The following is a 14,371-nucleotide window of genomic DNA, read 5'->3' on the forward strand; positions in this document are numbered from 1 at the left end:
CATGGAAAAGGAGATATTAGAACAAGGACTTAATCTTAATCGAAGAAAATTCCTATCCCGTCTGAGTCTGGGGCTTGGAAGTGCCGCCTTGGGTTCCCTTCTTGTCCCAGATTTGTTCAGTGGAAAAAATCCCGCTGAAGATGCTCTTTTGAATGCACTCCCCCACTTCGCCCCCAAAGCAAAAAGGGTTATCTACCTATTTCAAAACGGAGCTCCCAGTCAACTTGAGACTTTTGATTACAAGCCTCTATTAAACAAGAATTTTGGAGAAGAGCTTCCTGAATCCATCCGAATGGGCCAGCGTCTTACCGGTATGACTTCAGGACAAGCCTCTTTCCCTTTGGTAGGTTCCTATTTTGATTTTCAACAATACGGAGAAAGCCGGGCATGGATTTCCTCCCTATTCCCTCATACAGCCAGTATTGTAGATGATATTTGTATCGTCAAATCCATGCATACAGAGGCTATCAACCACGACCCTGCTTTGACTTTCTTCCAAACAGGTGCCCAAGTTGGTAACAGACCCAGCATGGGTTCATGGCTCAGCTATGGTTTGGGAAGCGAAAACAGTAACCTGCCTGCTTTTTGTGTTTTGCTCAGCAAGGGAAAAGGAAATGGACAAGGGGTTTACAGCAAACTCTGGAGCAATGGATTTTTGGATGCCACCCATCAGGGAGTGCAGTTTTCCAATTCTGAAGATCCTGTTCTGTACTTAAAAGACCCAAAATCCATGAGTCGGGACGAGCGCAGAAAAATGCTGGACCAAATAGCAGCAATGAACGACTTGAGCTACCGGGAATTCAATGACCCAGAAATCACTGCCAAGGTCCAGCAATATGAAATGGCCTATCGAATGCAAACGGCTGTTCCTGAAATCACCGATGTATCCAAAGAGCCGGACTCCATAATCAAATTGTATGGACCGGATTGTTTGGTACCGGGAACCTATGCTGCCAATTGTCTTTTGGCCAGAAAACTTTCTGAAAGTGGGGTTCGGTTCGTCCAACTTTACCACCAGGGTTGGGATGCTCATGACAATTTACCCAACCAAATGATCGGCCAGGCAAAAGATGTGGATCAAGCTTCAGCGGCCCTAATCACTGATTTGAAACAAAGAGGGCTATTGGATGAAACTCTGGTAATCTGGGGAGGGGAATTTGGAAGAACTAATTATTGCCAGGGTAAAATCCAGGTGGAAAATTATGGAAGAGATCATCACCCTAGAGCCTTTTCGATTTGGATGGCCGGTGGCGGGGTCAAGTCCGGAATGGTCTATGGAGAAACAGATGACTTTGGCTACAATATCACCGAAAACCCGGTTCATGTCCATGATTTCCAAGCCACCATTCTTCACCTGATGGGAATAGACCATGAGCGGCTTACTTATAAGCATTTGGGAAGACGATACAGGCTGACAGATGTATCCGGAAAAGTCGTAAAAGATATCATTACCTGATTCCCAGCATGAAAAAACCCTCTCTTCAAGGAATTCTAGAAAACCTGATCTTCGTTTGGCTGGGCCTAGGCTTGATATTATCCATTCCTTCAAATTCAGTCTTTTTTCCTGATTGGCTACAGGTACTGGGCAGGGCACATCCTTTGATCCTTCATTTTCCAATTGTCCTATTATTGATGGGATTCCTTCTGTTTTGGATGCCTCAAAAATCGGAATTGAAAAAAATCACAGAACTTGTCATTTTGATAGGGATCAATTTTGCAGGTCTCACAGTCCTAGCAGGTCTCATCCTTGCCAGGGAAGACTATGAAGGATCTGAAATTCTTTGGCATCAATGGGCCGGGATCATTGTGTTTCTGGGATCAGTTTTGCTTTATTTTTTCAGAAAAAAGAGCCCTACCTTCAATAAGGCATTCGGTGTGATTTTGGCTCTCGGCTTAGTAGCTACAGGTCATTGGGGAGCAAACCTAACCCATGGTGAAAACTTTCTTTTGGCACCTTTAAAGCCCGATGATCTACCCAAACCATCCCTAAGTGAAGCTGAGGTTTTTAGGGATATGGTTCAACCAATTTTGGAAGCAAAATGCCAAAGTTGCCACCGGGAAGGGAAAGTTAAAGGTGAACTCAGGATGGATCATTTGGAAGGCATCCAAAAAGGAGGAAAATCAGGTCCATTTGTAGTTGCTGGTGATTTGGAAAACTCTCTAATGACCCAGCGCATCAGTCTTCCAACTGAAGACAAAAAACACATGCCTCCAAAAAACAAATCCCAGCTATCCGATGAAGAATTGAGCATTCTCAAGGAATGGGTACGGGCAGGAGCAGCATTCGATCAGAAAGTCACAGAAATCGACTCAACAAGCCCCTTATTCCAAATTGCTACACTTCAATTTAGTGAAGAGAAAACCTATTCTTTTTCCCCAGTATCCCAGGAATTGGTCCAGAGTCTCAATAATTATTACCGAAGTGTCAAACCTATTCATCCGGAATCCCCAGCCTTGGAAGTCTCTTATTTTGGAATCAGTGCCTTTGATCCAACATCGCTGGACGATCTCAAAATGATCAAAGAACAACTCGTTCACCTGAACCTGAATAAAATGCCATTAGAGGGTGTGGACTTGAGTTTTCTGAATGACTTCCCCAATCTGGAAAGACTCAAGTTAAATTTCACTGGTTTAAGTTCAGGTCAAATCCAACAGCTTGAAGGTTTGAAAAACCTACGGCAACTTTCGCTTGCTGGAAACTCAATTAACCAAGACGGAATATCCATTTTGGAAAATCTTGGGGATTTAAGCCATCTGTACCTTTGGCAGACTGGTCTGGATGAGCTTCAAAAGGAAAGGCTTCGGAAAAGTCTGAAAAGCACCCAAATTGATTTTGGCTTTGAGGGCACAGGGATTGTCTATGAATTAAATCCCCCTAAAATTTCTCAAAATAAAAGTCTCTTTTCAGATAGTTTGGAGATTACACTGTCTCATCCGATTCAGTCGGTCCAAATCCGGTATACCTTGGATGAATCCGAGCCAGACAGTATTCAAAGTCCAGTTTATTCAGTCCCCATTTGGGTCAAAAATTCCGGAAAGCTCAAGGCAAGGGTATTCGCCCAAGGATGGAAAGGGTCTCCAACCCAGTCAACGGTGTTCCTAAAATCAGGCATCATACCTGAACTGTACGAGCTCAAGTCGGATCCCAATCCCCGCTATAAAGCTCAAGGATCCAAGACTCTATTTGACCAGGTCAAAGGAAAAAACAATCATACTTCCGGTGAATGGTTAGGGTTTCAGGACTCTCCTCTGGATCTAGAATTTTCCATTGGTAACAATCAGAAAATCGGTTCCCTAGAACTTAGCCTACTTTACCATGAAGGAGCTTATATTTTTCCTCCCTCCAAAGTTGAAATTCTGTATTGGGAAAATGGAAAATGGAATTCCATGATCCAGAAAAGCCCCGAACCATCCGATAAAATCAGAGACCCCCGATCCGAATTATTGAAATTTAACCTTGGAGATAAGGCATTTGAAAAACTGAAAGTCAGAGTCTTTCCAATCGCATCCCTTCCTTCCTGGCATCCCGGATCGGGAGCAAAGGGCTGGGTTTTTATTGATGAAATCCTGTTAAACTGAAGGAAATGAAAAGAGCTTATTTACGCTACCGGGAAGCTATTGACCAAAGACTCAAGAAGGCATTTATGCAGGAAAATGAAATTCTCTTGGCAGCAAAATGGATAGCAGATTCCTTAAGTCAAAACGGATGGATCTATACCTCTGGGACCGGTCATTCCCACATGATGGCAGAGGAAATATTTTACCGTGCAGGAGGATTTGCACGGGTCATCCCACTCTTTGATCAGGATTTGATGCTCCACAGGTGTGCTTCGGGAAGTAGTATAATAGAGCGGAAGGAAGGGTATGCGAAAGGGCTGATTTCCCCCTTTCCCATCACTTCAAAAGATATCTTTATCCTAGCTTCAAATTCAGGCATAAACGCCTTTTGTATAGACCTCGCTTTGGAAGCAAAAAAAAGAAATGCGAAAATTATTTGTATCACAAACCTCAAACATAGCAAAACGATTCCTTCCCGCCATTCCTCGGGATTGAAACTCTTTCAGGTCGCAGACCTATTTTTAGACAATTGTGGTGAGGTTGGGGATGCTGTGATCGAGATGGACCAATTGGACAAAAAAGTTGGAGCCACTTCCACGGTCATAGGAGCCGCCCTTTTACAAGCCATCATGGTTCAAGCCACCGAGATGATGCTAAAAAATGGCTTTACTCCTGAAATTTTCCATAGCTCAAATGACGAAAAGGGAGATATTGAAAATAGGGCCCTTGTGATGAAATATAGAAACTCCATCCCCTCCCTTTAAAATGTAACCTCCAACAGAAGTTTCTTCTAATCCTTGTGAAGGATCGGAAAATCCTCAATTTCCACTTGTGGCAGAATCATCCGGCTTCCTGGTCCATCCCAAAATTCTTCGGGCATCAAAGCTAAAAAAGCATGAACCCCATTAAAAGCCCCCATTGTGTCAGAAGCCAGAATAAGGACTCTTCTATCTCTGATTTCCAACTTATACCCTTCAGAAGGAATTTCATCCCTTTTTGCAATGCGGATCTGAAGTGGCTTCTCAGCTCTGTCAATCTCCGGCTTATATGCTTGTGAAATTTTACCGGTAAGGAACTTGGCCTCATTTGAAAAAACCTTATCTCCCAAAACAACCAATCCGGCATTACTAACTGTATCCGAAGTGCCTAAGTATTTCCATTGTTTTGGGATTGGTACAAAAGGAGGTGTTTGAGAATAAGATCTTCTATCTGGGTCTGAACGTGAAGTATTCATTCCAGCACCTTCGAATTCCTGGAGGCTCATTTTCAGGATTTTGTAATTTCCTATTTCAAAATAGGATCCATCGGATTTTTTCAAAATCAAACCCTCAGGAGTCGGGGCGGTCTTTAAAGATGAATCGTATGCCGAATAGAAAACCTTGAAGCTTTTCCCAGGCAATAATGCAGGACTTATGGGCCTGCCCTCTATGACAAAAAGCCCGGCTGTCAAATGCCGGATTTGAAAATCGGGATTTTCGGATTGCACTTCACCCAAAAGAAAAGGGCTCTTGAAGTACAGACTCCATCCTGCTTCCAGATCAGCTCCTGAGTGATTGGTGATTTCAAACATAGCCCTATACCCTGCAGGTTCATTCGGAGAGTTTTCCAAATATTGCCAGCTAACCTCTATCAAACTCTCTTCAATTTGAGCATAGGTCGCAAAAGGGAAAATCCAAAAAAGAAAGAATGTGATTCTTGAATAATTCATGCTTCAACTGATGAGATCATTTCTTGCTCAAATAAACTGAATTCCACTTCAGTTCTTTCTCAACATTTTTTTATATAAGGCAAAATTAGCTTTTATCTCATCACTCAATTCAGGTTCCTTCACTCCTTTAAGACTCATCATTTTATCGTGGATCACCTGAGCTACCAAAAGCCGGGAGGTCTCCTTATCATCTGATGGAATAATATACCAAGGGGCATAGGAAGTGGATGTTTTGTTGATAGCCTCCTCATAGCATTCATGATATTCCTTCCAAAGTTCTCTTTCCTTCAAATCCCCGGGAGAAAACTTCCAGTGGTGCTTTTCATTTTCAAGCCTTCTAAGGAGACGTTCACGCTGCTCCTCCTTGCTCATATGCAGAAAAAACTTGAGGATAATGGTTCCATTTTCACTCAGGTGTTTTTCAAAATCATTGATTTGGCGGAGACGTTTATCCCAAAATTCGGGAGTAATATCCCCCACCTTTTCTATCCCCGGTATATGCTCATTCAATATGTATTCAGGGTGTACCCGGGTGACCAATACGTTTTCATAATATGTCCGGTTAAATACCGCATATTTCCCTCTAGCGGGCAACTGCAGGTAATGCCTCCACAGAAAGTCATGCTTCAATTCCAGTTCAGTTGGATTTTTGAAACTATGGACTATTACACCCCTAGGGTTAAACTCCTTGAAAACCTCCCGTATCAAACTGTCTTTCCCGGAAGTATCCATACCCTGAAGACAAATCAAAACCGCGTATTTGCCCTGAGCATACATGATATCCTGATGCTGGCTGAGTTCTTCCCGGTATTGGTTCAGGATTTCATTCTTCTTTTCATCCGAAAGGCTGGTTTTCAGGAACGTAGACCTTTCTTCCAATTTAATTGGAGCATGAACCTTTAAGTTTTCTATCTCAAAATTTTTCATCTTTATCAGATTATCTTTCTTAAAAAATTAACTAAAGAATGGAATAACAAGATAATATTTTAAATTCAGGCTGAAAGACATTCTTATTTATTTCCTAACTAACCATCACCCAAATGACCCAAATCCCTATACAATCCGGAATTGGAAACAGATATCTTGCTTTGGATGTACTTCGAGGCATGACCATCGCATTTATGATCATCGTCAATACACCGGGTAGTTGGAGCAATCTGTATGCTCCCCTTGCCCATGCGGACTGGCATGGCTTCACTCCAACTGATCTGGTATTCCCCACCTTTCTTTTTGTAGTCGGCAATGCCATGAGCTTTGCTATGAAAAGGCTCCAGGAGATTCCAAGAAATGAATTCCTCAAAAAAGTTGGCAAAAGAACCCTGCTCATTTTCTTAATCGGTTGGCTTCTGAATGCCTTCCCATTTTATGAACTAAATGATGCAGGGGAAATGTCTTTTATCAATTTGACTGAAATCCGATTTTTCGGAGTGCTTCAGCGCATCGCTTTGGCTTATTTCTTTGCTGCCTTGATCTTGTATTGGGGTGGAATTCGTACCGGCTGGATTTTCAGTGCGGCGGCATTGTTGGCCTATTGGCCTATCATGTATTTCTTTGGAGATGCCGGCGATCCCTATGGATTAGCAGGTAATGCAGCTATCAAACTAGATCTCTTGGCTATCGGTGCCGATAGAATGTACATGGGAGAAGGAATTCCATTTGATCCGGAAGGAATCCTAAGTACACTCACATCCATTGTCAATGTAATTGGTGGATATATAGCTGGCAAAATGATCCAGAAAAAAGGCAACACCATGAAGTCTGTTCAGACTTTGCTGATATTCGGGATTATTCTGATCGCTTTGAGTTATGCCTGGGATTTGGTTTTCCCCATCAACAAGAAAATCTGGACCAGCCCTTATGTGCTATTAACTGTAGGTTGGGATTTGATTATCCTGGGTGGATTGATCTTCATTACAGAAATCCGAAACTGGAAAGGCTGGACTTATTTCTTCCAAGCCTTTGGTCGAAATCCACTCATCCTCTACGTTTGCTCTGGTATCGTAATCCGAATCTTTTCAATGATCCCAGTAGGTGAAACCACATTGAAAGGAGCCATTTATGCTAACCTGTTCACCAGTTGGCTCGGTCCGAAAAATGCCTCCTTCCTATTTGCTATTTTCTACATGCTCCTGATCTGGCTAATCGGCCTTTGGATGGACAAAAAGAAAATCTACATCAAAGTTTAATCTTTGGATTGGCAATTTTGCCATGGGACTCAATTTTAAAAAAATCCCGGTTTTTCCAGACCGGGATTTTTATTGCTACATCCGACAAATGAGCCCATACTTTTCCCCACTGAAATCAGGTTAACTCAAATCATCCAAAATCCTTATTTTGAGTTCCTCTTAGATCGTACTTTAATATTTACCCCATCCCCCTTCCCCGAATGGTACTATTTTCATCTTTAAAGCAGACAGTTATTAAAATCCTACCTATATGCCTCGTTTTTTCGGTCCTGTCACCGCTCAAGGCACAGATAAAAGAAGAAACTTACCATAGGGCAGAATATTTTTTAAGCAATAATATCCAAAGGGAAGTATATCACTTGGAGGTAATTCCCAATTGGCTGGAAGGCAAAACCAGCTTTTGGCACCAGACCTATACAGAGCATGGCAAAAGATTTTTCATCACTGATCTAGAAAAAGGGGAAACAGTTGAGGCTTTTGATCATACGCAACTGGCTTTGGTTTTAAGTAAAGAAAGTGGTGAATCGATAGAAACCAGTAATCTGCCCTTCAACCAAATCCAAATAAAAAAGGATGGAGTAATAAGCTTTGAATGGAAAAATAAAACCTGGACCTACCTTAATGGAAAACTTGAGTCCAAACAAAAACTAGAGCCTGAAAGCAGAACCTATTCGGTTTCTCCCGATGGAAAATGGAAGGCCTATACAAAAAACTACAACCTTTTTGTCCTAAACCAGGAAACCGGAGAAGAGATCCAGCTGAGTTTTGATGGCAAGAAAGGATTCGAATACGCTTCATTTTGGGGCTGGTGGGATCTAATACACGGAGAAAATGGAGAACGTCCTGATCATTTTGCAGTCAATTGGTCACCAGACTCCAAAAAACTCCAAACCCAAATCGTGGATTTGAGGCTTGCTGAAAAAATGCTGTTGCTGGACTGGAGCCAGGATCAGCGCTTTCGGCCTGAACTTCTTTCTTATTACCGAGGCTCACCCGGGGACAGCACGGTAGTTACCTATATTCCCGTAATTTTTGATTTGGAAACTAAAGAAGAAAGCAAATTCACTTCTTTGACCTCACCCCATTTTATAGGAACGAACCTTAGGTGGGATGAAGCGGGATCTAAACTCTTTGGAGTCCGTATGCACAGGGGCTACAAGCAATTTGATCTCATAGAACTTGATCCAAGTACCAAAGAAATCAGACCTGTCTATTCGGAATCTTCAGAAACTCACGTAAGCAATCCAATCTTAAAAAGGTTGAAAAACGGACAGTTTATCTTGGGAACTGATCATTCCGGATGGAATCAACTTTACCTCTACGACTGGAACAATGGAAAGCTCATCAATCCAATCACCTCAGGAGAATTTGTTGTGAAAAGTCTTTTACACGTGGATGAAGATAATAAGGTGGTCTATTTCGAAGCATCCGGAAGAGAGAAAGCTGTTAACCCCTATTATTCCTTTCTTTACAAAGTGAACATGGATGGTTCGGGTCTTGAATTGCTGACTCCGGAAAATTCCTTTCATGAAATCTTCTACTCACCGGGCGGGAGGTATTTCGTGGATAACTATTCCACAATTGATGAACCGACCCACTCGGTGGTAAGGGAATTAGCAACTGGAAAAATCATCCATACCGTATCCAAAGCGAATCACTCTAATTTGTTGAAAAGAGGCTATCAAAGTCCCCGTCCATTCACTGCCACAGCAAAGGATGGAAAGACCACAATTTATGGCATCTACTATGTACCTACGGATTTTAACCCTAGAAAGAAATATCCCATAATAGATTATACCTATACGGGTCCACACATTGATATTACTCCAAAAACATTCAAAGCAGGAATCGTTGGACTTCAACAACCTATGGCAGAGCTTGGGTTTATTGTGGTGACAGTGGATGGACTAGGTACTGCAGGAAGAGGAAAGGCTTTCAATGATGTGTCTTACAATAATCTAGGCGATGGCACCACTGATCATGTATTGGCCATTATGCAACTGGCTCAACAAAACAAATTCATAGACATCGAAAAAGTTGGGATATTTGGACATTCCGCGGGGGGATATGATGCCGCAAGAGCCATGCTTCTGCATCCTGATTTCTACAAAGTGGCTGTAGCTTCAGCCGGGGATCATGATCAAAGGATGGAAAAAGCATGGTGGCCTGAAATGTACATGGGTTATCCTGTGGGTGATTTCTACCATGAACAATCCAATATCACCAACGCACACAAGCTTAAGGGGCATCTGCTATTGGCACATGGAGGAATTGATGAAAATGTCAACCCTTCAGCAACATTCAAACTTGCAGAAGCTTTGATTAAGGCCGGAAAAGATTTTGATCTATTTATATGGCCTAGCAGAAACCACAGCTTCGGTAGAACCAACGGGGACTATTTTACCAAAAAACGATGGGATTACTTCATCGAACACCTCTTGGGAGAAGAGCCCATCCGCCATTATCAAATCAAAACAGACTAGGCTTAACCTTCAATCTCCTTCACTAATTCTTCGTACCAAGCCTCTCCATACTTTCTGATCAAAGCATTTTTCAGAAAACGATAGAGAGGCACCTTTAGGCTGTTACCCAATTGACATGCGGGATCACAAATATGCCAGCGGTCATAATTTAATGCATCAAACTGATCGTACTTAGTCACTCGAATTGGATAAAGATGACAGGATATAGGCTTCTGCCAAGTGATTTTTCCATCCAGATATGCCTGCTCTATCCCGCATTTTAGGATTCCTCTCTCATCATACAACGCATAGGCACATTCCCTGTTGTCCCCTATGGTGGGCGTTCCTTTATCTCCATCTTTGTCATACACCCAAGTTCCCTGGGCTTCTATGACCTTTCTACCTTCCTCGGTGATATAATCTTTGACAATTGGGTAAATCTCTTCGATGATCTTGGTTTCCTCATCTTCCAAGGGTGCACCGGCATCCCCCTCTACACAACATGCCCCCTTACAGGCCTCGAGATCACAAACAAAAAAATTTTCTTTGATATCATCGGACAGCACCGCATTTCCAACCAGGATCATAAGCTTGAATTTTTCTCAAAGGTAACCATTCCCAGCGTTGCATTTAAAATTGAAAGTCTCAATAATGAAAAATGATACTAGATGTCATAAAAAAAGAACCGCTCCAAAAGGAGCGGCTCAACCCAGCACTATGAAGAAAAGCTATAAAAAGCCTTCAGGTATTATGAACTGGAAGAAATCCCAATTGTTTAATAAAGAGATTCTTTTTTTTCTAAAAAATTGAAATTTATCACCAGCAATAAGATTTCATCCTAATTCTAATTAAGAAGAAAGAAACTGGTTTTGAAAAATTGACGTTCTTTGTGATGTGCAAGTCGTCCTGTCGCCGCGATCCCGATACTATCGGGAAGAGGAGGAAAGTCCGGGCAACATAGAGCGCCATACTTCCTAACGGGAAGGGTGTCAACTGGAGACGGTTGGCATACAGATAGTGCCACAGAAAATATACCGCCCTGATCCAGTTTGGCATTGGGGTAAGGGTGAAAAGGTGGGGTAAAAGCCCACCGGGTGTCGGGTGACCGGCATTGCATGGCAAACCTTATGGGTTGAAAGATCAAATAGGCCCCGGGCAAAGAATTGCTCGTTCGATTTCTTCCGATTGCTATCGGTTGAATTCCGGGGTGGGTAGATCGATCGATCCTGACTGCGAAGTCAGGGCTAGATAAATGACAGGAATCCCGCAAGGGAAACAGAACCCGGCTTATAGACTTGCACTTTTTTATTTTAAATTAGCCCTATGTCTAAAATACTGATCATCGATGACGAGAAAGTCATCAGAGCTACCCTGAGAGAAATTCTTGAATACGAAAAATTTGAGGTTTCGGAAGCAAAAGATGGAGAAGAAGGATTGGCAAAACTGAAAGAGGAAGATTTTGATCTGGTTCTCTGCGATGTGAAAATGCCTAAAATTGACGGAATTGAGGTTTTGGATCAAGCAAAGGCCCTCAACAAATCCCCCCAGTTCATAATGATTTCGGCACATGGAAGCATTGAAACAGCCGTAGAAGCCACCAAAAAAGGAGCCTTTGACTTTATACCCAAGCCTCCTGACCTCAATAGACTTCTGCTTACTGTTCGGAATGCTCTGGACAAAAAGAATCTGGTCACTGAAACCAAGGTTCTGAAGAAAAAACTTTCCAAAAAATTTGACATGGTGGGAGAATCTGCTCCCATTCAACAGGTAAAGGAAACTATAGAAAAGGTTGCTCCTACCGATGCCAGGGTTTTAATTACAGGTCCAAACGGAACCGGCAAGGAACTGGTAGCCCACTGGATCCATGAGAAAAGTAACCGTGCTGCCTCTCCCTTTGTGGCGGTAAACTGCGCGGCCATTCCCTCTGAATTGATTGAATCCGAGTTATTTGGTCATGAAAAAGGAGCCTTTACATCAGCCCATAAACAAAGAGCAGGGAAATTTGAACAGGCCCAAGGGGGAACCCTTTTCCTGGATGAAATCGGAGACATGTCACTTTCCGCACAGTCCAAAGTCCTGCGGGCTTTACAGGAAAACCTCATCAACCGTGTAGGAAGTGACAAAGACATAAAAGTCGACGTACGCGTATTGGCAGCAACCAACAAAGACCTGAAAAAGGAAATTGAGGAAGGAAGATTCCGGGAAGACCTCTACCACAGGCTAAGTGTCATCCTGATTCAGGTTCCTGCTCTCAAGGATAGAAAAGAGGATATTCCGCTCTTGGTTGAGAAGTTTTTAAGTGATATATCCCAGGATAATGGAGACGCAAAAAAATCCATCAGCAAGGATGCACTTAAAAAACTACAGGAATTTCCCTGGACAGGAAATATCCGAGAACTAAGAAACGTGGTGGAAAGGCTGGTGATTCTCGGAGAATCCACAATCAGCCTAGAGGATGTAAAAAAATATGCTGACTACTAAAAGTCAGCATTTTTTTTAACCGTTTGCTTTATGCGATACGGTAGCCTTGGCGTAGGCCGGGCATGGCTTGCTAGATGCACATGCACCAAGTGCTAAAATTCCAATGAGTAATGCGATTGAGGCTAATTTTTTCATGCGTGAATGGTTAATCTTTCCAAATATGTCCAATTAATCCTAAGGAAGCAATTACTGCACCAACAAGTTGCAACCACGGATTTCTGAATTATCAAATCTTCCTAAGACTTCCAATTGCCCTTGATCATCAAATTTCCCCAAATCCTGAGTTTCTATAAATGCACAGGAATGGAAATTTGCAAGATCTATGACATTAATTCCACCTTGGGAACGAGTGGACCAAGACAATGGATCATTTGAATCCCTCAGCATCACCCGCATGGAGGGAGGAATGGTAAATTTCCCTTCACCTTTCGAATAGGCCTGGGACATCAGTTCAGTCATCCCATATTCAGAATGAATGTGAGCCACTCCAAAATATGCTGTTAAGATATCATGAACTTCCTCCCGGATCATTTCCTTTCGCCTTCCTTTCATCCCCCCTGTCTCCATCACAATCAAATTTTCCATCCTCTGAAATTCCCTTCCTGACTCCGCCAAATCCAGCAAGGCAAAAGTGACTCCCAACAGCAGGACTTTTTTTCCGTCATTCTTCAATAGTAGAAGTTTCTCCAACAATTCATCCTGATTGTACAAATAAAAACCCGAATGCTCTGAAGCAGATTTTCGAATAAAATAATCAGCCATACTGACTAAACTACTCCCCTTTCTTTCCAAATAGGCAGGCAACAGTGCCAAAACATGAAAATTTTCCAGACTTCCATAATTCATTTCAAAAATTGCTTTGGAATGCTCCAGATACCAAGGTTCAGACCAGATGTAATGTCGGCTCGTGATCATCCCTGTAGTTCCGGAACTGGAGTAAAAAGTCTGATACTCTTCGGGATTCCCACAGACTACTGGAAAATCTTTAAAAAAACGGATGGGCAAAAAAGGAATTTTTTTGAGTTCGGTTACTTGGCTGGGATCAATTTTTCTGACCTCCAAATATTTCCTGTAAATCTGATTTTGAACACTCTGATAGTGAAATAGCTCCAATGCCCTGGATTCAAAGTCCTCCATTTTTAAATTCAACAGCCCTTCCGAAAAACTTTTAAAATCCTGCATCGTTTTATATTTTGCATCAATCCAACCAAAGTATCAGATTAACTTCGGCTGTAAATTTACTTTCGCCCTATGCGTTTCAAAAACTATTCAGGAATATTCTTTTTACTGACCTTGGTTTCAGCCTGTGTAAATCCTCCTGAGAATTTCCCATCCGTGCCTTCCATCACCTTTGAATCCTTGGAATACATCCCAACTTCAGGCCCTGATTCCTTGATCATTGGGCTGGATTTTCAGGATGCCGAAGGAGATCTAGGCTTGGCGGCAACTGACATTTTTCCACCATTTAATGCTGTGGAATATCAAAGAGATGCGGCAGGCAACCTCATAACCTATGGAAACAAACCGATAGAAGCACCAAGCTACAACCCCATTGATTGGGTTATTGACCCAATTGTAAATAATCAGGTGGTAAAAGACACCATTTGGGTCAAACAAAACCCCAACCAGTACAATATTTTCGTTCGCTTTTACATCAAAAGAAATGGACAGTTTACTGAGTTTAGATGGCAAGACCCTCCATTTTATACCACCTTCAACGGAAGATTTCCCAGAATCTTAAACACAGAAGAAGGCCAGGCAGTGGAAGGAAATATCCGATATGCTATGCTTTCATCAGGTTGGGAATCCATCTTCAGAACTGACACGATTCGGGTAGATGTGGAGATCCAAGACAGGCAGCTTAACAGGAGCAATGAAGTCAGCAGCCCTGAAGTCACGCTAAGACAGATCACCCGGAATATTCCATAAAAAAATGCCTCTGAAAAAATTCAGAGGCATTTTTTTATCCCTTTCTA

The 14,371-nt window shown here is 42.3% G+C and carries 11 protein-coding genes and 1 other RNA gene; 8 read left to right on the top strand and 4 right to left on the bottom strand.

The genetic code is table 11. The annotated features are described in order from the left end of the window. Window position 1 precedes the first annotated feature (1 nt). The 3 genes from P2G54_RS15830 to P2G54_RS15840 are packed head-to-tail and all read left to right on the top strand — an operon-like array spanning window position 2 to window position 4,322. A complete protein-coding gene (locus tag P2G54_RS15830) occupies window positions 2-1,456 on the top strand; it encodes a DUF1501 domain-containing protein (protein WP_275872523.1) in 1,455 nt (484 codons plus the stop codon). A gap of 8 nt (window positions 1,457-1,464) precedes the next feature. Further along, a complete protein-coding gene (locus P2G54_RS15835; protein WP_275872524.1) occupies window positions 1,465-3,579 on the top strand; it encodes a c-type cytochrome domain-containing protein in 2,115 nt (704 codons plus the stop codon). A gap of 5 nt (window positions 3,580-3,584) precedes the next feature. Beyond that, complete coding sequence (locus P2G54_RS15840) at window positions 3,585-4,322, top strand: SIS domain-containing protein (RefSeq protein ID WP_275872525.1); 738 nt, start codon at window positions 3,585-3,587, stop codon at window positions 4,320-4,322. 26 nt (window positions 4,323-4,348) lie between these two features. Here P2G54_RS15840 and P2G54_RS15845 read toward each other — a convergent pair whose 3' ends face one another. Together P2G54_RS15845 and P2G54_RS15850 are read right to left on the bottom strand one after the other, a co-directional pair. Continuing rightward, window positions 4,349-5,266 carry a glycoside hydrolase family 20 zincin-like fold domain-containing protein gene (locus P2G54_RS15845; RefSeq protein ID WP_275872526.1) on the bottom strand — a complete coding sequence of 306 codons (918 nt, stop codon included), beginning with the start codon at window positions 5,264-5,266 and terminating at the stop codon, window positions 4,349-4,351. Window positions 5,267-5,314: 48 nt separating this feature from the next. Then, window positions 5,315-6,193: a PPK2 family polyphosphate kinase gene (locus P2G54_RS15850; RefSeq protein ID WP_275872527.1), complete on the bottom strand. Its 879-nt coding sequence runs from the start codon at window positions 6,191-6,193 to the stop codon at window positions 5,315-5,317. A 113-nt stretch (window positions 6,194-6,306) separates the two neighbouring features. On the opposite strand from P2G54_RS15850, the gene P2G54_RS15855 reads away from it, so the two are divergent. Next, entirely contained in the window at window positions 6,307-7,452 is a 1,146-nt protein-coding gene (locus P2G54_RS15855) for a heparan-alpha-glucosaminide N-acetyltransferase domain-containing protein (protein ID WP_275872528.1), read from the top strand. 200 nt (window positions 7,453-7,652) lie between these two features. Further along, window positions 7,653-9,935: a prolyl oligopeptidase family serine peptidase gene (locus P2G54_RS15860; RefSeq protein WP_275872529.1), complete on the top strand. Its 2,283-nt coding sequence runs from the start codon at window positions 7,653-7,655 to the stop codon at window positions 9,933-9,935. A gap of 2 nt (window positions 9,936-9,937) precedes the next feature. Here P2G54_RS15860 and P2G54_RS15865 read toward each other — a convergent pair whose 3' ends face one another. After that, window positions 9,938-10,501, bottom strand: coding sequence for a DUF3109 family protein (locus P2G54_RS15865; protein ID WP_275872530.1), 564 nt, complete (start codon window positions 10,499-10,501; stop codon window positions 9,938-9,940). A gap of 306 nt (window positions 10,502-10,807) precedes the next feature. Between P2G54_RS15865 and rnpB the strand changes: the two genes are divergently transcribed. Both rnpB and P2G54_RS15875 read left to right on the top strand, forming a co-directional pair. Further along, window positions 10,808-11,220, top strand: an RNA gene (gene rnpB, locus P2G54_RS15870) — RNase P RNA component class A. Window positions 11,221-11,237: 17 nt separating this feature from the next. Continuing rightward, window positions 11,238-12,395 carry a sigma-54 dependent transcriptional regulator gene (locus P2G54_RS15875; protein ID WP_275872531.1) on the top strand — a complete coding sequence of 386 codons (1,158 nt, stop codon included), beginning with the start codon at window positions 11,238-11,240 and terminating at the stop codon, window positions 12,393-12,395. A 186-nt stretch (window positions 12,396-12,581) separates the two neighbouring features. Here the strand turns inward: P2G54_RS15875 and P2G54_RS15880 are convergent, their stop codons facing one another. Beyond that, entirely contained in the window at window positions 12,582-13,577 is a 996-nt protein-coding gene (locus P2G54_RS15880) for an acyl transferase (RefSeq protein ID WP_275872533.1), read from the bottom strand. Between the two features lie 69 nt (window positions 13,578-13,646). Between P2G54_RS15880 and P2G54_RS15885 the strand changes: the two genes are divergently transcribed. Continuing rightward, entirely contained in the window at window positions 13,647-14,324 is a 678-nt protein-coding gene (locus P2G54_RS15885; RefSeq protein ID WP_275872534.1) for a hypothetical protein, read from the top strand. Window positions 14,325-14,371: the final 47 nt, after the last annotated feature.

This window comes from Algoriphagus sp. CAU 1675, from assembly GCF_029222925.1.
Taxonomy (GTDB): domain Bacteria; phylum Bacteroidota; class Bacteroidia; order Cytophagales; family Cyclobacteriaceae; genus Algoriphagus.